We start from the raw sequence: 19,079 nt of genomic DNA, 5'->3' as shown, positions 1-19,079 counted from the left end.
AATTTATTAACACAATAAGATGAAGTTTTCTGTTCTGATTGCCAATTACAACAATGGAAAATTCTTTAAAGAATGCTATGATTCTATCATAGCACAAGATTATAAAAACTGGGAGGCGATTATTCTGGATGACGCTTCTACAGACGATTCCTTGGAGGTTATAAAAAAAATAACAGGCAATGATGAACGTTTCAAAATTTACAGAAATGAAGAAAACAGCGGCGTAGGAATCACAAAAAGCAAACTGATTGAACTGGCGGAAGGTGACATCTGTGGCTTTGTAGATCCTGACGACACTATTACATCCAATGCGCTTTCTTCAAGCATAAAAATTTTTCAAAAGCAACGAGATGTTGTTCTTACATACAGCAAATTTGCAAAATGTGATGAAAACCTAAAAATTCTGGAGGTTCCTAAAATCGCTCAGCAGGTAATTAATAACAGTCCGTACTTTTTCAACTGTCCAGTAAATATTGTGCATTTCGTATGTTTTAGAAAAGGCGTTTATAATCAGACAGAAAAAATGAACACGGAAATGAAAATTGCTGAAGATCAGGATTTATACCTGAAAATGTATGAAAAGGGAAAAGTAAAGTTTATTAATGAAACAAATTACCTGTACAGACTTCATTCCGGAGGAATTTCACAGAATGACAATAAGCCAAAATCCCGCGAATATTTTGCAAAAGTAATTTTCAACACCATGAAACGCAGGGATTTAACTTCCATCAACGGTAAACCGGTTCCGAAAGAATACAACAGTTCTCAGGAAATCTACAGTCTTTTGGAGTATCAGAATTCTTTATCATTTAGGATAAAAAAGAAACTAATCATATTTGCTCAACAAATCTTTAGTTAATGACGAAAAATAATAAAATAAAAGTACTTTTCAGGCATCGTTCTATGGAAATGGGCGGTGTGGAAAAAGTAGTTTTAAGCATGTTGAATCATCTTAATAAAGATAAATTCGACATGACGATCTGTTTAAATATGAATCAGGGAGAACTGAGAAACGAAATTCCCGCTCATGTAAGAAAAGTTCACCTTACTGAAGGCAGGGAAGATCTTTCAAAAAATCCGCTTATTCAAAAACTACAGTTAGCAAAAAGAAAATTAAGGCTTCAGAATGCTTTGAGAAATCCTTCCATCGCTCAGAAAACCCTTAATGACAAATATGATGTAGAAATTGCTCCTACTTACGCTGCTTTTTCTGCGGTTCTAAACTCTGTTAATAAAAAATCAAAGAAAATAGGCTGGTTTCATTCCGATATTACTTTGCCGAAACTTCAGCCTTTGGTTCCTGAAATTTTAAAGCAGATTCCACAGTTTGATTATTTTATTTTCGGATCTCAGCAAACGAAGGATATTTTAATTGAAACCTATCCTGATCTTAAAATTCCCGAAAATCAGGTTATTTTAAATGCGATTCCTATTGATGAATTAAAACAGAAAGCTTTAGCTTTTAAACCTGAATTGCCAGACAAACCTGTTTTCGTTTCCGTTGCGAGGCTTCACAGCCGGAAAGGTTTTCATAAACTCATGGAAGCGCATGCAAGATTACTGAAAGATGGTTTTGATCATCATATTATCGTGATCGGTGACGGTGAAGAAATGAATAATTTAAAGAAGCAGACAGAAGATCTGGGTGTTACGGAAAGCTTCAAATTATTAGGCTCTTCCATGAATCCTTATCCTCATGTAAAAAATGCAGATTTTTTCATTCTTCCATCCGAATCTGAAAGCTGGCCTCTGATTATTGCCGACAGTCTGATCCTTCAAAAGCCAATTATTTCAACCAACGTAGGAGGAATTCCCGAAATGATTGAGCATGGAAAAACAGGTTATCTCATCAATTATGAAACGGATGAAATGTATGAATCGATGAAAAAGTTTCTTACAGAACCCGAATTAATTGCCGAAATCAAGAAAAATCTCATCAATATTGAAGAACAGTTTGATAATCAGAAGATTTTTAATGCTGTAGAAAATATCATTATTAATTTAGCAAAAAAAGAACAATGATTTTCCTTTACCGTCTTATCCTGAAAATCCATACCACCTATCAAAAGATCATTCAGAAGATTTACATTAAAATTTCCATTTCACGAGGTTTGAAAGTTGGGAAAGATGTGATTTTTGTGGAAGCTCCGGATTTTGGCTCCGAACCTTTTTTAATTGAAATCGGCGACAGGACAAAAATTACGGCAGGCTGCAAATTCATCAATCATGATGGTGCAATGTACGTCATCCGAAGCATGGAAAAGTATGAAGATGCCCGAAATTTCGGAAGGATAAAACTAGGAAAGAACTGTTTTGTAGGAAATAACTGTATCTTTCTTCCAGGTTCGCAAATGGGCGACAATTGTATTTTGGGAGCGGGATCTGTGCTAAATTCCAGTATGCCGAACAATTCCGTGTATGCAGGAACTCCGGCAAAATTTATTTGTACTGTTGAAGAATATGGTGATAAAGCTCTTGAAAATAACGTAATGTATCCCCGAGAATTGGAACCTGAAAGAGCAAAATTGGAAGCATACATCAAAGAACACATTCCACATGTTTACAAACCTGTAAAAAAATAAATGGCTGAAAAAAAGAAACTCCTCATTCGCATAGGTTCGCTGCGTCACGGTGGCGCGGAAAAAGTTCTGGTAACATTCCTCAAAAATCTTCCGAAGGATAAATATGAGATCGATTTGTTATTGAATCTTAATTCCGGAAAATATTTAGCGGAAGTTCCGAGTTGGATCAATATTCTGCATCTTCATCAAGGCGAAATGATTACCACCAACCGTCCTCATGAAATCCCCAGAAAAGCAGCGCGTGTAATCCATGAAAAGATTCTTAAAAAATTTCCGAATCTTCTTTATAAGGGTAAATTAAAGAATAAGCAGTACGACATAGAGTTTGCTGCCATTCATGGGATGCGGGATGAAATTTTAGGATCTCCTTTAAAAAGTTCAAAAAAAATAGTCTGGATTCATAACGATCTTTCACAGGTAAAAGGTTATACCAATGATGAAATCCGTAAGTTTTTCGGTTTTGACAAAATCATGGTGATTTCTGAAAAAATTGAGCAGCTTTTTCATGATCTAGCTAAAAATGAAACGGAGAAACAGAAAATTGTAAAGATTTATAATCCTTTAGACACAGAAGAATTTATTTCAAAAGCAAATCAGCCAGTTTTGAATTATCAATTTGATGAAAATATTCCCACTTTTATTTCAGTCGGAACTGTTTTTCCACAAAAAGGATTCGACAGGCTATTGAAAGTTCATCAAAAACTTTTAGAAGAAGGTTTTCAGCACAAAGTTTTAATTGTTGGTGACGGTTATGATTTCGAAAATATTAAACAACTAAAATCAGAGCTTGGCGTTGATAAAACAGCGACGATGCTTGGTTTTACAGATAATCCTTATCCTTATTTTAAAAAAGCAGATTTTTATATTTTAAGTTCGAGATATGAGGGTTTTCCAACTGTTCTTTTTGAAGCGATTACCCTGAAAAAGAAAATTATTTCTACTGAAGTTTCCGGAGCAAACGAAATGCTAAACAATGGAGAATTGGGTCTTCTCATTGAAAATTCCGAAGAAGGAATTTATGATGGAATGAAAAAAGCCTTAACCCAGCCCGAATTTTTCGAACAATATTCAGAAAAACTTAAAAACTATGAAATGCCTTTTAATCTTGAGAATTCAGTAAGCAAAATTGTTTCTATTCTGGATGAATTGTAACTGATTAAAAATTTAAACCTTTAGAATTATTACATTTGTGGTATGACAGAAAACTATTCCATTCTTCAGAAAGATTTTTATAGAGAAAGCGGAAAATGGCTTTCTCCATTTCAGATCTGGGCAAAATGCATCAATCCGAACCTTCATTTTATTTATGTTTTAAGAAAGTCTCAGCAATATCTAAAAACACCGTTGCTGAATATTTTCTGGAAATTGGCTTTAAGGCATTATCAGATTAAGTACGGCTTTCAGATCTATCCCGAAACAGAAATCGGAGAAGGATTCTATCTGGGACACTGGGGAAGTCTGGTCATCAATCCGAAAGTAAAAATCGGAAAAAACTGCAATATTGCACAGGGAGTTACTCTTGGGCAGCAGAATCGCGGAAAAAATCAGGGATTCCCTGTCATCGGAGACGAAGTATGGATCGGAACCAATGCCGTTATTGTAGGAGGAATCTCCATCGGAAACAATGTCCTTATTGCGCCAAATGCCTATGTAAATTTTGATATCCCTGAAAATTCTGTTGTGATGGGCAATCCGGGAAAAATATATGAGTCTGAAAACGCGACAGAAGGTTACATTAATAATAAGGTCTAAAAATTAAAATATTTTATATTATTCCATCAAATTGTTTGTAATTTTATCCGGATTTTTCAAATTAATGTAAGAAAACAAAATTATATCTATATTTTATATGATTTTAAACAGATCTGAATATTAAACTTTGTTAAAAATAGTCTGTATTTAGCCAAAAATTATATTTTTGTACCATTATCGATTTAGTCTATTAATTTTAGAAATAATTTAAACTAAATAAATAATTAACCCTTTAAAGAGCTCCTCATGTCACAGTCGTATAAAGCTATTTTTGAAAATAACAGAAAATGGGTAGAGTCTAAAGTTGCGGAAAACCCTGAATTTTTCCATGATCTTGCCAAAACCCAGCATCCTGATTATCTTTACATCGGATGTTCAGACAGCCGTGCGACTGCAGAAGAACTTATGGGAGCCAAACCGGGGGAAGTTTTTGTTCACAGAAACATTGCCAATGTGGTGAATACTTTAGACATGAGTTCTACAGCGGTTATTCAGTATGCCGTGGAACACCTTAAAGTAAAAGACATTATTGTTTGCGGACATTACAACTGCGGAGGTGTAAAAGCAGCGATGACTTCTCAGGATTTAGGATTGCTGAATCCGTGGTTAAGAACAATCCGTGATGTATACAGATTACATCAGGCTGAATTGGATTCTATCACAGACGAAGACAAACGCTATGACAGACTTGTTGAACTGAATGTACAGGAACAGTGCATTAACGTTATCAAAATGGCTTGTGTACAGGAAAGATATATTTTAGAAGAATATCCCGTAGTTCACGGCTGGGTTTTCGACCTTCGAACAGGAAAGATCATCGATCTGGAAATAGACTTTGAAAAAATATTAAAGGACATTCAGAAAATTTATAACCTTACCAGTTCAGACTGGGTGATGAGCAGAAAGACCAAATAATTTTTATATAAAGAATGTAAAATGAAACTCTGGAGTATTATTACATTATTGTTTTTTCTCAACTTTACGGCTCTACCCGGTATTGCCGCAGTTTTTGGTTGGGATCTTACAAGAACCAATGTAATAATCAATGAAGAAGAGCCGCATTCCCATTTCTCAGCTTTTACTGTTTACGAAAAAACACTTCCTAAAACTTTGGATGTATTTGATTATCTTAAGTTTTATGAACCTTCACTGGAAGACAGATCGTTTGTACTCATAGACGATTCTTTTCATCTGTCTCCATTGCTTACCATATTTTCTCCGCCTCCGGAAGCGTAATTTTTACCGTTAGATTTTTTTGATAGCTATTCTTTGTCATGACATTGATATTGAATAAACACGTGCATTAAAAATTACATTTTCCAACTTTATAATGGGTCTGTTTACAAAAAAACAGATCACTATTCACAGCATTTTTACATGAAAAAAACATCATTAATCGGAGGAATTAAGGAGAATTTCCCTTCAGGACTCGTGGTATTTTTAGTAGCGCTTCCTTTATGTTTAGGAATCGCATTGGCATCGGGAGCACCGCCTCTATCCGGAATTATTGCCGGAATTGTCGGAGGACTGGTTGTAGGATCCATTAGTAATTCGAATATATCTGTTTCCGGTCCTGCAGCGGGATTAACAGCCATTGTTTTAACCGCTATTACAGATTTGGGCGCATTTGAGCTTTTTCTCTGTGCCGGAATTATTGCAGGAGTACTGCAGTTGATTTTAGGATTTATAAGAGCCGGAAGTATTTCCAATTACTTTCCTAATAACGTGATTGAAGGAATGCTTGCCGCAATCGGGATCATCATTATTCTGAAACAGATTCCTCACGCTTTGGGATTTGATAAGGATTATGAAGGACATGAATCTATATTCGATAATGGCCTCAATTTCGGATATTTTACAGAATTATTCGGAGCGGTTCAGCCGGGCGCCATTATCATTACTTTAATTTCGGTAGCAATCCTGATTATCTGGGATAAAGTTCCGGCTCTTAAAAGGATTAAAATGCTTCCGGGAGCTTTGGTTGCCGTTGTAACAGGAATTATTCTGAATCAGGTCTTTAAAATGACGGGAAGTTCACTGGAAATACAGACTCAGCATTTGGTTTCCTTACCCGTTCCGCAGTCTTTTGATGATTTTAAAAATCTTGTGACCATGCCGGATTTTAACGGATTCACCAATCCGAAAGTATGGATTGCAGGAGCAACGATTGCTATTGTAGCTTCTATTGAAACACTACTTTGCATCGAGGCTTCCGACAGGCTGGATCTACAGAGAAGAATTACCGATACCAATCTGGAATTAAAAGCTCAGGGAATCGGAAATCTAATAAGTTCGTTCATTGGAGGACTTCCTATGACTTCCGTAGTGGTGAGAAGTTCCGCCAATGCCAATTCGGGGGCGACTTCAAAAGCATCAACCATTATTCACGGAGTACTGTTGCTGATCTGCGTTTTATCGATTCCTTTGGTATTGAATTTAATTCCATTGGCGACTTTGGCAGCAGTATTAATTATGGTAGGTTACAAACTGGCAAAACCCGCAACATTTAAACATTTCTGGCATTTAGGGAAATTCCAGTTCATTCCTTTCATTGCAACCGTGGTAGCTGTTGTCGCAACCGACTTATTGAAAGGCGTTGGAATAGGTCTTGCTATTTCCGTTTTTTATATTCTTCAGGGAAATATGAAAAGAGCTTATTATTTAAGCCGTGAAAAACTGGATGATGCTGATGAAATAAAAATGAAGCTTGCGGAAGAAGTTTCTTTCCTGAACAAAGCAGCTATCAAAAAAACATTAAAAAACATTAAACCGAATTCTAAAGTCATCATTGATGCAAGGGAAACATCCTATATTGCCACTGATGTTCTGGAAATGATTCAGGATTTTGCCAATATCCGCGCAAAGGAAGAAGACATTACGGTTGAATTATTAGGATTTAAAACTTCATATAGGGACTACGAAAGAGATGAAGAGTCTCACATTTTAATTACACATAAAAGAGCGATGTAAGCTCAAAAACAATAAATTTTATACCTTTAAAAAATTCAATTTAATAAAAATTATATGAAAGCACATACATACGAAACACAGTCGACTATTACTCCTGAAAAAGCATTAAACTTTTTAAAGGAAGGAAACCAGAGATTTGTAAATAACTTAAAGGCTAACAGAGATCTTTTGGAGCAGGTGAACGCAACCCGTGAAGGACAATGGCCATTTGCAGTGGTGTTAAGCTGTATCGACAGCCGTACTTCTGCAGAGCTTATCTTCGATCAGGGATTAGGAGATATTTTCAGCATCAGAATTGCGGGAAATTTTGTTAATCAGGATATTTTAGGATCTATGGAATTCGGTTGTAATGTCGCAGGTTCTAAGCTTGTCGTGGTTTTGGGACACACGAAATGCGGCGCTTTAAAAGGCGGTCTTGATGCAGCAAAAATCGAAGGATTGGGAATGGATAATCTTAACCACCTGATCAATCATTTCAACCCGATTATCAACGATATTATCGAGGAAGGAGAAGAGCGTTCTTCTGCCAATGCAGATCTTCTGGAAAGACTGAACCAGCATAACGTAATTAATGCGATTGATGATATCCGTAAGCAGAGTTCCACCCTTAGAAAACTTGAGGAAGAAGGAAAAATTAAGATCGTGGGAGCCAATTACGATGTGGAAACAGGTGTTGTAACCTGGTTAGCATAAGAAATGTTATAGTTAGATAAACTGATTGGAAATTCTTGTAAAGTACAATCGCAAAGACCATCGGATTTCGGTGGTCTTTTGTTTTCTATTTAAACAGATAATTTTTAAAAATATTCAAAGAAAATAGTCTGTAAAATCTTACTTTTGATTTTTAATTTCCTCTTCATGAAAATACTGTTGAATATATTTGGGGTAACATTCTTTTTGTTTCTTAATACGGCTTTAAATGCTCAAAAAACGGTTTCCGATACTTTATCTTACGCAAAAAAGTTTGAAACCAATAAACAAAAATATATTGGAAAGCCTTTTTCTTTATTGCTGAAAGACATGACGCAGCTTCAGTTTAAAAAAGCAAAATCCGACATTAAAGAAGATAATGAAAATACTCTTCCGAGTACGATTTTCAGGTTTTCGGATAAAGAGGTAAATTCCCCGAATGAAGTCAGCTTTATCATTAAATGGAAAACAGACAATCTTCCTGTAACACCAATAGAATTTTTCGAACAGGAACACAATTACTGCTTTACAATTAATGAAAGAAATTTCTTTGAAAAGAAAATTATAAAAGATATTGTCGTTTACAAATAGTAAAAACCTCCGGAAATGGAGGTTTTGTTTTATCGTATAGAGAAATTTATTTTCCGTTAAATGCAGACATTGTATTATTGATTCCTGCAAATACAAATGACAGACAGGCTTTAGAAAACTTCTCAATTCTTTCCTGAAGCTTTTCGTTTTCTTCTTCATTCCACGTTCCCAAAACATAATCCACCTGTCTTCCTTCCGAAAAATCTGCCGAAATGCCGAAACGCAGACGCGCATAATTTTGGGTCTGTAGTACTTCGTTGATGTTTTTCAGTCCGTTGTGTCCTGCATCCGAACCTTTACCTTTCATTCTCAAGGTTCCAAAAGGCAAAGCTAAATCGTCTGTTACAATGAGGACATTTTCCAAAGGAATGTTTTCTTTCTGCATCCAGTAGCGGACTGCATTTCCGGAAAGATTCATATAAGTATCCGGTTTTAAGACCAAAACTCTTCTTCCTTTGTACTTTCCGTCTGCCATCCATCCGAAATTGGTGGTATTGAAAGAAACCTCCATGGTTTCCGCTAGTTTGTCTGCAACTTTAAATCCTATATTGTGACGTGTATTTTCGTATTCCGCACCTTTATTTCCAAGGCCGACTATTAAATATTTCATGAAGAAATTTTTTGCAAAATTAAGGGATTTCAAATAAAAAAACCCAACCTTCATGAAGATTGAGTTTTTATTATTTTTAAAAACAAATTTTTACAATGGCTTGTAGATGTAATTTACACCATATCCTTTTTGCATATAGGTTTGTGCATCGTAATTGTAATTTGTTGAGAATACTTTCGGAGTAGGAACCGGTGTCATTAAATCCGTAACAGAATATCTCTGTGGGCTGTTTGGTGACAAAATCCAGCTTCTTACATCATTAGCGTCTGTTGAGAGTAATCTTGAAATTTTGTAAGCTGCAGGAATTAAAGTAAACGGATTGATTTTAGTATCGTAGTTTGTAAACTCATACCCCAACTTTGTGGTTGCTGCTCCCATCGTTCCTGTAGAACCCATTGGACCATAGTTTCTTGTTACTTTAGAAACGTTATCCCCTGTATATTCATACTTAGTTTTTGAATAAGAAGTGTACACAAATGGAGTTCCTGAAGCTTCAGGTCCGTTTCTCATAATGATAGAATCCAGCTTAGCCGTTGCAGCTGCATATTTTAAAGTGTAAAGAGACTTTGTCTTTTTGTACAGAGTCTGTGGTCCCGGTGCTGTAGGAGTATATGGAGATGTGGTACTTCTTTTGAAGAAAGATCTGTTTTCTGAGATGGTTTCTATTCTTCCTGTATTTCCATAAGTAAACTGCTGTGTAAAGGTTACACTGTCTTTATCTAATTTTCCGTTTCCGTTAAGGTCTAAAAATCCTTTGAAATCGATTCGGCTTACTTTATCTCCGCTCCATGCTATGTCCGCAGTAGAATTCATACTGTCCGTAACTACTTTCGACAATTGCAGACCGTTATAATAATAAGTCGCTAAAGTGTCTGAGTCTGTGATTTCTCTGTATAAAGCTCTCGGACCGTTCAGTCCTGTATTGTTATTAATATCCACCAGAGGATTTCCGTCTTCATCCAATAAATCTTTACAAGAATGAATTGTAGAAATACCTACCAATAGTAAAACAAAATAAAAAAGTCGTTTCATTCCAATAGGGGATTATTTATTTTTTCACAAATATAATTTTTTTTTGAATAAAAATCACGTTTTTATTCATATTATCACAAAACTATTAAAAGATAATTATAACTTATAACGGTTTATAGATATATTTAATTGTCTGGCTCTGATCTGAAACCGGATAATTCTGTGAATCATACAGATATCCTTTAGGATAGGAAATGGCAGCTCCTGCAGGATTTTGTATGGTAACTTTCCCTACATTATTGGAAGACAGCAGATAAGAGTTCATCTGCGTCATGGTGGAAGACACCATTAAATATTCTTTTGGCAGGGTGGTATATGGATTTATTTTAGCATCATAATTCTCATACAGATAAGAAGTTGTAGAGGCTGTTGAGGCAGTAGGAGTTCCGCCGCTCATCAGCATAGTAGTATAATCTGCTTTTACGATATTGTTTGTCGAAAAAGTAAATTTAAGCTCTGTATAATGGGTGTAGGATGTACTTCCTGCCATTTTTTTCTTCTCAACAATTCTGTAAAGTGCTCCATTAGCATCATAATATACTGTAAAATCACTGTGATTAGCAAGTCCCATAATAGTCTGATCCATTGTAAATGCCGATAATTTTCCGCTTGTATACGTAAGTGCGTAGGTATTATCTGTAACGTGCGGAGTTACATTATCCTGAATTTTTATCTGAGAAATTGTAGTTCCCGAATACGTTACTGTAGAAGTAAGCGTATTGCTGGACGCAGCATCTCTTACGAAAACCTGAGAAAGCGCTCCTCCGTTAGTAACATACTCTTCCAGATCTTTTGTTCCGTTGTTTACTTTAGATAAAATTCGGGGACCTGTAATAGTACTTCCGGAAGTAGTATTTTTATTCTGGTTGGGCGGATCTTCCGTTGTATTATCACAAGAAACCACAAAAACAAGGGCAATTGCGGCAAAAGTTGAAAGGATGTAATTTTTGGTCATATTATTAATTTTTAATGCCGTCAAATATAATTTATTTTCTCCTATCAAAGCCTTAAAATCATCAAAAAAATATGTCTTAAAATAAAAAAAATCTAAAAACTTTCGCTTTTAGATTTTAATTTATGAATAATAAACAGTTTTTAATAAGGCTGTAAAACAGATGTTGTTAAAACTGACTGAGACATATCGGAATTCAGAAAGTTTGTATTTACGGCTGTACCTATTCCCAGAGTTCCGCTGTTTAAGTTCCTTTTTGTACAGGCAACCTTTACCGCATAGTTGTTTTTTGGAGTAACGTTGGTAAGAGTTGCATTCATATTATAAATTTTATAAGAACCATCTGTCCCGATTAAAACATCGGTTCTTACTGCTTTTAAAAGATCATCAACAAAAATTCCGCAGGCGAATCCCGAAGAAGAATTCGAATTATTGGTTTTCTGCGCTGTCGTCTGAAAAGTGAAAACTACTTTATTGGTTGGATTGGTTACCGAATAAGTGTCCTGAGTTCCCGTAAGCACCACCCAGTTAGAATTAATTGCTGAATTTTCTGTGTACGGAGAAGTAGAACCATTAGCGCCGCTAAAAGTAGCTCCTGTCTGATCTGAAACGGTATTCATGGAAAATAAAGCCATACTCCCCTGTCCGTCTGCAATTTTTATGCTCTTCCAGTCATTTACGCCAAGCTCAGAATTATTATGGAAAATACTTCCTGCTGTTCCTGCTGAGCCTTTAATTATGTTTGTACCTCCCATTCTCAACTCCCTGTTAACATTGAGGTCACCGTTTATATCAAGCGTACCTACAGGAGTTGTGGTCTTTATACCGACTTGAGCATAATATCCTATTGAGAATGCAGAAAATATTACTAAAGCTATTTTTTTCATGATTTAGTTTAAAATTGAATTAAATACTTGCGGTACTTCATAAACATCTACCTTAAGCGAAGACTGGGTAATAAAGCTGTCAATATTGGTAGCGACATTAATTCCAATACCTAAATTTGCCGAAGTGTTATAAGATTTTAATCTGGAGCACGCCACACTTACCGTATGCTGTCCTTTTGAAAGATTTTGTACCATCCCGATCTGGTTATGCGTAATAAATGTATTGGTAGCGCTACTTGCTTTCAGATTTCTCTGTCTGAGGTTAACCAGTTTATCGTCTACAAAAATTCCGCACGCATAATCTATGGAAATATCCGGAGAAGTATTTGCCGGAAAATCTGCCTGCACTACCGTTTCAAACTGAAAATACGTCTTGCTTTCTGTACTGTATACAAGAAATGGCTGCGATAAAGACGTTATTTTCTTAAACTGATTCAGACTGCTGTAATTTGTATCTTTCACAAGGGTGGTAGATCTGTTGGCACCATTGGTAGATTCTTCCGTACTGGAAAATGTAATCCCAGTTTTATCTGAAAATGAATTATTAAAAATCAAATAAAATTTATTAGGTTCGTATTCCGGAATACGAAGTGATTTCCAGATAGGAGGATTTCCTGCTCCCTGAGAAACAAGTATCTGATCGTTATTTCCCTGAGAAATACTGTTATCTGTAGGATTGAAAACAGACAATTTATCTCTGAAATTAACATCACCGTTTACATCAAGTGTAGATTTGGGAGTGGGAGTTTTAATACCAATTTGTGCAGAAGAAAGGATTCCTGCAGAAATACAGAAAGTTAAAAATATTTTTTTCATTGGTGGGTTTAGTTACTTTTATAGGTTACATATTCAATAATATCCACTTTGAGATCAGACTCAAGAGTGAATGCATTGGAAATTGTATTGGTATTGGATATATTCCTTCCGATGGTGAACTGGGAATCTGTATTGGAAGATTCAATCTTTCTACACGCAACCTCAATTTTCTGAGTACCTACAGGAACGTTCTGCTCCGTATAGTTCAGTGTAAAGATATAATCCTGAAAACCTCCTTTCTCAGTATTGTTGTTGGAAGTAACTTTATCAGGACGTACTGCAACCAGCTTATTGTTTCGGAATATACCACAGGCAAAAGTAACACTTTGGGAAGTCGTAGCAACAGGCGCTTTCAGTTCAATTCCTGTCTGGAACTGATAGGTAAGCCTGTTTCTTCCGTTTTTAATGGTAAAATTATTTTCCAGACCCGCAATTTTCACCCAGATACCGTTGGTAACATCAGCAATGTCGTTTCCTACAGAATTCTTATAAATTCCGTCTGCAGCGACTCCGTTAGATAACGTACTGATACCCACCTGATCGGAAGATAAATACGAGTTAATGAGCTTATACTGACCTTCTTCCATAAAGGAAACATTGATCGATCTCCAGCTTGGTGTAAGACCTTCGCCCTGAGAAACAAGGACCTGTCCGTTCAAACCGGGATTACCCAGCGTTGTTGTAGTACCTCCAACTCTCAATTCTTTTCTTAAGGTGGTTTTCCCGTTTACATCGAGAACAGAATTGGGAGTACTGGTACCAATTCCCACCTGAGCGTAAGCCTGAACAGAAAATAATAATCCGGCTACACAGCTATTTATAGTCTTTTTCATAATAAGGGACTGCAAAGATAAATAAAAAAACACACAAAAAGTAGAGTAGAAATACGTAAAACGATAGAAATTAACTAATTACAGCATAGCTGAAAACAGACTGAAATTAGAATTATTACTACTAACAACTGTTAGGATTAAAGCGAAAATTCAAAAACCCTCACTTTAATGTCTCTAAATAAGGAATTAGATTTGAAATTGTATTAAAATAAATGACTCACAAACAAACATTTATTTTATTGATATACAAACATTTATAAATAACAGACAATTTTACACAAGCTTGTAAATTTATCCATAAATAGTGAAGAATTATAGTATTTAAACGTTTTAAAACCTAAAATAAATTCGATTTTATGATCCAAATTTTTCGATAATAGTTCAGAATAAAAACACGATAAAAATCATGTTTCTGAAAGATTTTTATTCTAATTTGTCTCAATATTAAGAATTATTAATATTAGTGATGTAAAAATCTGTATTACAGATACCTTTCCGGAATATTAAAATAAAATGCCGCGTCGCAAATAACAACACGGCAGTATAAAATAGTATTCTGTTCAATTAAACTTCACTCTTCAGAATTGTTTTTAAAAGATCATTCACCTCATCCACATTCCCTACTCTGTCTTTCCTCATCATCAGCTGATTTCCTTCCTTTCCTGTCTTCTCTTTCAACTGTGCTTCTTTAGGATTCTTCGTTAAATAATTAATGATAGTCCTGAATTTATTCGTCTGGTAGAATTTATCCTGAGGATTTCCCGGAAAATATCCTAAAAAAACACCGTTTTTCATAACAATCTTTTCGAAACCTATATCTGAAGCAAGCCACTTCAGGCTTACACTTTTCAATAGATTTACAGCTTCTTTCGGCAATTCTCCAAAACGGTCGATCAGTTCAGATTCAAATTTATTCAGATTTGCCTCATTATCTATTTCCGCAAGTTTCTGATAAAGCAGTAATCTTTCTTCCGTATTTGAAATATACCAGTCCGGAAGCATCAGTTCAAGATCCGTATCAATATTAACGTCTTTTGTGGTTTTAAATAATTTGTTCCTTTCTTCTTCGTTTTCGAAAAGATTTTCAAATTCCTGATCGTCTTTCAGCTCTTCTAAAGCTTCCTGCATCAGCTTTTGGTAAGTTTCAAACCCCATTTCGTTAATAAACCCACTCTGTTCCGCTCCCAGTAAATCTCCGGCTCCACGAATTTCAAGATCCTTCATCGCAATCTGGAATCCGCTTCCGAGATCCGAAAACTGTTCAATAGCTTCCAGACGTTTTCTGGCATCGGAAGTCATCATATCATAAGGCGGCGTAATAAGATAACAGAACGCTTTTCTGTTGCTTCGCCCGACACGACCTCTCATCTGGTGAAGATCTGCCATCCCGAAACGCTGTGCATCATTAATAAATATGGTATTCGCATTCGGAACATCTACTCCACTTTCCACAATGGTTGTAGAAACCAGTACATCATATTTTCCTTCCATGAAATCCAGAACGTTTTTCTCCAGTTGTTTTCCTTCCATCTGTCCGTGTCCCGTAATTACTCTTGCATCCGGAACCAGTCTCTGGATCAGCCCTGCAATATCTTTCAGGTTTTCAATCCTATTGTTGATGAAATAAACCTGTCCGTCGCGCTGAAGTTCGTAGGAAACCGCATCTCTCAGAATTTCTTCGTTAAAGCCAATTAATTGTGTTTCCACAGGCTGTCTGTTTGGTGGCGGCGTTTTAATTACGGATAAATCTCTCGCTGCCATCAAAGAGAACTGTAACGTTCTCGGAATTGGCGTTGCCGTTAATGTTAAAGTATCAACATCTGCTTTTAAAGTTTTCAGCTTATCTTTTACTGAAACTCCGAACTTATGCTCTTCATCAATAATCAGCAATCCCAAATCTTTAAACTTTACAGAGCTGCTTGCCAACTGATGTGTTCCTATAATAATATCTACTTTTCCTTCTTTTAAAGCTGCAAGGGTTTCAGATTTCTGTTTTGCTGTTCTGAAACGGTTCACATACGCCACATTCACCGGAAAATCTTTTAGTCTTTCTTTAAAACTTCTGTAATGCTGAAAAGCCAGAATCGTGGTGGGAACCAAAACAGCAACCTGCTTTCCGTCTGTCGCCGCTTTGAATGCGGCACGAATCGCAACTTCCGTTTTACCGAAACCTACGTCTCCACAAACAAGACGATCCATCACCGTATCGGCTTCCATGTCTTTCTTCACATCGATGGTTGCTTTTTCCTGATCCGGAGTATCTTCGTAAAGAAAACTTGCTTCCAGCTCATTCTGAAGATAAGAATCCGGAGTGTAGGCAAAACCTTTCGCAGATTTTCGTTGAGCGTATAATTTTATTAAATCAAAAGCCAGTTGTTTTACCCTTGCTTTTGTTTTCTGTTTTAAAGATTTCCATGTTGGAGATCCGAGTTTACTCAGTACAATCTCTCTTCCTTCCGGACCGTTGTATTTTGAAATTTTATGAAGAGAATGAATGCTTACATATAATAAGTCTCCGTTTTTATACGTCAGTTTAAAACATTCCTGAATTTTCCCGTCATTATTCACCTTTACCAGTCCCATGAATTTCCCGATTCCGTGATCGATATGGGCAATGTAATCTCCGATTTTCAAAGACATTAAATCCTTCAGTGTCAACTGCTCAGATTTGGCAAAGGTATTCTTAGCCTTGTATCTTTGGTAACGGTCGAAAATCTGGTGATCGGTGTAGACCAGAATTTTATGGTCATTATCTACAAACCCTTCATGAAGTTCAGATTTAAAACTTTTAAAAGGAAGTTTGTGTTCCAGCTCTTCAAAAATCAATTCCAATCTTTCTTTCTGTTTTTCTGTGGAAAAAGAAATCCATGTATCGAAGCCTTCATTCTGTTTGCCTTCAAGATCTTCAATTAACAGTTCGAAATTTTTATTGAAAGCAGGCTGTGAAGTCTGGTCTATCTTCATTTCTGATAATTCAATAAGTCCTTCAATAGAAACACTTCCGAAATCAACCGTTTTAAATTTTTTATAGTCAAACAGAAATTCCTGATCGGAAATAAACAATTCCTGCGGCGATCTGTGTGCAATGTCCTTGCTTAATGTTTCATATTTTTCCAGAGATTTTTCATAAAATGCTTTTAAACGCTGCATTCCCACAATTCCGTTTTTAGAAATTACAAAACTCTCTTTGGGCAACAATTGTAATAAAGAAACCCGGCTTCCCGTTACCGTAAAATTCATATTGGAAACTAGCTGAAAATCCTTCACTTTGTCAATCGAAAGCTGAGTTTCGATATCAAAAGTTTTAATACTTTCCACTTCATTTCCGAAAAATGTGATCCTGTATGGTTTTTCATTGGAGAACGAAAAAACATCAACAATTCCTCCTCTTACGGAAAATTCTCCTGGCTCTGAAACAAAATCTGCCTGCTGGAAATGATAATGATTCAGCAATTCATCCACAAAATCAAAATCCAGCTGATCGCCAACTCTTATATGATGCGAAATCGCTTTAAAATCTTCCTTTTTTAAAACCTTTTCAGACAAAGCTCCCGCATATGCAACAATAACACGCGGAGATTTTCCGGATGTGATTTTATTGATAACCTCTGTTCTCAGAACAAGATTGGCGTTCTGCGTTTTTTCCACCTGATACGGTTCCAGATGAGTCGCCGGAAAATAGAGTACTTTATCTTTTCCCAACAGATCTTCCATTTCTGTGTTCGCGTATAAAGCGTCTTCCTTATCATCCAGAATATAAAGAATGGTTTTCTTTTGGGTAAGAAATAATTCGGCTACAAAAATAGAAACCGAAGAACCCGCGCTTCCTTTTACAGAAATATGTTGATTATTTTCCAGTTGAATAAAAATCTCTTTTCCGAATTCTTTCTGAAGAAGCTCTGGAAGAAATTTTTCGCTGATGGTTTTTAATTGCATAGATAATTTGGTATGAACGCAAAAAGCGATTTCGGGAGTTTTCCGAAACCGTTTTGGCTGTACAAAGATAAGGATAAATATTTTTCTTTTAAGAAGTTGGAAAGTTTTTAAACGCTTCAAAATTCTTAATTTTTTACTAAAATTTTAAATTAAAAGTTAAAAAAAATTTACTCCTACCACATGGCACTTTGTTTGGATAAACCCTTCTACAACCACTAAAGAAATATTATTATGAAAAAAGCAATCAGAATTTTAGGAGCATTCCTGTTACTATTCTTTGTAGTCACGACCGTTTCATGCAGCGACGACGATGATCCTGCCAACAATGACTTTTTCGCAGGAACCTACAAAGGAAGTGTCGGTTATAGCGACAGCGACAACAACATCAGTTCCAATGACGGAAGTGTATTTGTAACAAAAATTGCGAGCGGAACAAAGTACAACTTTGCATTCTCCAACGGAATTCCGGATCTTAACGGAGTAGAATTTAACAAACAGGGTGATAACACGCTGGTTATGGTAGGATCTACTGCAACATCGTACATCAGGATTGATAATAACGATCTGAAAATTTTATACATAAAAGATGGAAAAACCTGGACAGCGAACTGCACCCGATAAACCAACTTTTCATACATATGTTAGAACCTGCTTTTTCTTCGGAGAAAGCAGGTTTTTTATTTTAAAGGAAGTAAATTGGGATTATTGAAATCCAATCTGACATACTTATCTGTATTTTTGATGATAAGTTCTGTTGATTGTTCAGGCTTAATAATTGAATCTCCAACACTTATGTATTGATCCAAACTTTCAGAAATCATGATACTGTCTTTTTCATAAACAATGTAATGAATGCCGTGGTTATCATAGTTAACAAACTTCTTTGCAACAACAGATTTTATCTCTTTTTTCTCTATTTCTTCTTCATACGTTTCATCTTTGTACAGAGATTTATAAATGATTACAAATCCGATAGCAAAAATTACGACTAAAGTATTTTGCGCCTGCCTTTTCATCATATCAAATGTATCATTTAATCTTTTTTTAAGCTGTAATAAACTTTAGTTAAGTTTAAAAAAATAGATTTTTCAGTTGGAATTTTCTCTACCTTTGATTCAACAAAACAAACAAATTCTCTATGAAAAAATTTTTAACTGCAATGTCTATCGTTTTAGGACTTGGACTTGCTTCCGCTCAACAGACGGCTCCGGCTGCAACAAAAGCTCAAACGGTAAAAACAGTAAAGCCAGCTAAACCTGCTCCGGCAGCTACTGTAAAACCTGCAACAGCGCCAACCGCAGCAAAAATGAAAAAAGACGGAACTCCGGATAAAAGATACAAGGAAAACAAAAAACTGAAAAAGGACGGTACTCCTGATAAAAGGTACAAGGAAAACAAGTAAACTCAACATTATTAGTTGTTATTTTC

The 19,079-nt window shown here is 35.7% G+C and carries 20 protein-coding genes; 12 read left to right on the top strand and 8 right to left on the bottom strand.

The features are described from left to right. Window positions 1-19 precede the first annotated feature (19 nt). The 10 genes from KKI44_RS15860 (at window position 20) to KKI44_RS15815 (ending at window position 8,585) form a co-directional block, all read left to right on the top strand. Window positions 20-859: a glycosyltransferase family 2 protein gene (locus KKI44_RS15860; protein WP_214588260.1), complete on the top strand. Its 840-nt coding sequence runs from the start codon at window positions 20-22 to the stop codon at window positions 857-859. Further along, on the top strand, window positions 859-2,022 hold the full coding sequence (locus tag KKI44_RS15855) for a glycosyltransferase (RefSeq protein WP_214588259.1): 1,164 nt from the start codon (window positions 859-861) through the stop codon (window positions 2,020-2,022). Before KKI44_RS15860 ends, KKI44_RS15855 begins: the two co-directional genes overlap by 1 nt. Continuing rightward, the gene (locus KKI44_RS15850; RefSeq protein WP_214588258.1) at window positions 2,019-2,582 is read left to right on the top strand and encodes an acyltransferase; all 564 of its coding nucleotides are present in this window, start codon (window positions 2,019-2,021) and stop codon (window positions 2,580-2,582) included. The genes KKI44_RS15855 and KKI44_RS15850 overlap by 4 nt, the downstream gene beginning before the upstream one ends. Next, window positions 2,583-3,734 carry a glycosyltransferase gene (locus KKI44_RS15845; protein ID WP_214588257.1) on the top strand — a complete coding sequence of 384 codons (1,152 nt, stop codon included), beginning with the start codon at window positions 2,583-2,585 and terminating at the stop codon, window positions 3,732-3,734. Between the two features lie 42 nt (window positions 3,735-3,776). After that, window positions 3,777-4,334, top strand: coding sequence for a serine acetyltransferase (locus KKI44_RS15840; protein ID WP_214588256.1), 558 nt, complete (start codon window positions 3,777-3,779; stop codon window positions 4,332-4,334). A gap of 246 nt (window positions 4,335-4,580) precedes the next feature. Continuing rightward, window positions 4,581-5,249: a carbonic anhydrase gene (locus KKI44_RS15835; RefSeq protein WP_214588255.1), complete on the top strand. Its 669-nt coding sequence runs from the start codon at window positions 4,581-4,583 to the stop codon at window positions 5,247-5,249. A 21-nt stretch (window positions 5,250-5,270) separates the two neighbouring features. After that, window positions 5,271-5,570: a hypothetical protein gene (locus tag KKI44_RS15830; RefSeq protein WP_214588254.1), complete on the top strand. Its 300-nt coding sequence runs from the start codon at window positions 5,271-5,273 to the stop codon at window positions 5,568-5,570. A gap of 141 nt (window positions 5,571-5,711) precedes the next feature. Beyond that, window positions 5,712-7,304: a SulP family inorganic anion transporter gene (locus tag KKI44_RS15825; protein ID WP_214588253.1), complete on the top strand. Its 1,593-nt coding sequence runs from the start codon at window positions 5,712-5,714 to the stop codon at window positions 7,302-7,304. Between the two features lie 54 nt (window positions 7,305-7,358). After that, complete coding sequence (locus KKI44_RS15820) at window positions 7,359-7,997, top strand: carbonic anhydrase family protein (RefSeq protein WP_214588252.1); 639 nt, start codon at window positions 7,359-7,361, stop codon at window positions 7,995-7,997. 165 nt (window positions 7,998-8,162) lie between these two features. Then, complete coding sequence (locus KKI44_RS15815) at window positions 8,163-8,585, top strand: hypothetical protein (RefSeq protein ID WP_214588251.1); 423 nt, start codon at window positions 8,163-8,165, stop codon at window positions 8,583-8,585. Window positions 8,586-8,631: 46 nt separating this feature from the next. Here KKI44_RS15815 and pth read toward each other — a convergent pair whose 3' ends face one another. From pth to mfd, 7 genes are all read right to left on the bottom strand, one after another. After that, on the bottom strand, window positions 8,632-9,195 hold the full coding sequence (pth, locus tag KKI44_RS15810; RefSeq protein WP_214588250.1) for an aminoacyl-tRNA hydrolase: 564 nt from the start codon (window positions 9,193-9,195) through the stop codon (window positions 8,632-8,634). 90 nt (window positions 9,196-9,285) lie between these two features. After that, on the bottom strand, window positions 9,286-10,227 hold the full coding sequence (locus KKI44_RS15805; protein WP_214588249.1) for a hypothetical protein: 942 nt from the start codon (window positions 10,225-10,227) through the stop codon (window positions 9,286-9,288). A gap of 103 nt (window positions 10,228-10,330) precedes the next feature. Further along, entirely contained in the window at window positions 10,331-11,182 is an 852-nt protein-coding gene (locus tag KKI44_RS15800) for a hypothetical protein (protein WP_214588248.1), read from the bottom strand. A gap of 140 nt (window positions 11,183-11,322) precedes the next feature. After that, window positions 11,323-12,066: a hypothetical protein gene (locus KKI44_RS15795; protein WP_214588247.1), complete on the bottom strand. Its 744-nt coding sequence runs from the start codon at window positions 12,064-12,066 to the stop codon at window positions 11,323-11,325. A gap of 3 nt (window positions 12,067-12,069) precedes the next feature. Next, complete coding sequence (locus KKI44_RS15790) at window positions 12,070-12,882, bottom strand: hypothetical protein (RefSeq protein ID WP_214588246.1); 813 nt, start codon at window positions 12,880-12,882, stop codon at window positions 12,070-12,072. A gap of 8 nt (window positions 12,883-12,890) precedes the next feature. Beyond that, window positions 12,891-13,715: a hypothetical protein gene (locus KKI44_RS15785; RefSeq protein WP_214588245.1), complete on the bottom strand. Its 825-nt coding sequence runs from the start codon at window positions 13,713-13,715 to the stop codon at window positions 12,891-12,893. A gap of 564 nt (window positions 13,716-14,279) precedes the next feature. Continuing rightward, on the bottom strand, window positions 14,280-17,651 hold the full coding sequence (mfd, locus tag KKI44_RS15780) for a transcription-repair coupling factor (protein ID WP_214588244.1): 3,372 nt from the start codon (window positions 17,649-17,651) through the stop codon (window positions 14,280-14,282). A gap of 231 nt (window positions 17,652-17,882) precedes the next feature. On the opposite strand from mfd, the gene KKI44_RS15775 reads away from it, so the two are divergent. Beyond that, window positions 17,883-18,272 (top strand): hypothetical protein, encoded by a 390-nt coding sequence (locus KKI44_RS15775; protein ID WP_214588243.1) that lies wholly within the window; start codon window positions 17,883-17,885, stop codon window positions 18,270-18,272. Window positions 18,273-18,328: 56 nt separating this feature from the next. Here the strand turns inward: KKI44_RS15775 and KKI44_RS15770 are convergent, their stop codons facing one another. Then, window positions 18,329-18,670, bottom strand: a complete 342-nt coding sequence (locus KKI44_RS15770) for a hypothetical protein (RefSeq protein WP_214588242.1) — start codon at window positions 18,668-18,670, stop codon at window positions 18,329-18,331. A 119-nt stretch (window positions 18,671-18,789) separates the two neighbouring features. Here KKI44_RS15770 and KKI44_RS15765 point away from each other — a divergent pair, with 119 nt between their 5' ends. Continuing rightward, entirely contained in the window at window positions 18,790-19,053 is a 264-nt protein-coding gene (locus KKI44_RS15765; protein ID WP_214588241.1) for a hypothetical protein, read from the top strand. Window positions 19,054-19,079: the final 26 nt, after the last annotated feature.

It is taken from the genome of Chryseobacterium sp. ZHDP1 (assembly GCF_018603435.1).
Classification (GTDB): Bacteria; Bacteroidota; Bacteroidia; order Flavobacteriales; family Weeksellaceae; genus Chryseobacterium; species Chryseobacterium indicum.
The sequence above is the reverse complement of the archived record's forward strand: the minus strand, read 5'-3'. Positions and strand labels throughout refer to the sequence as shown.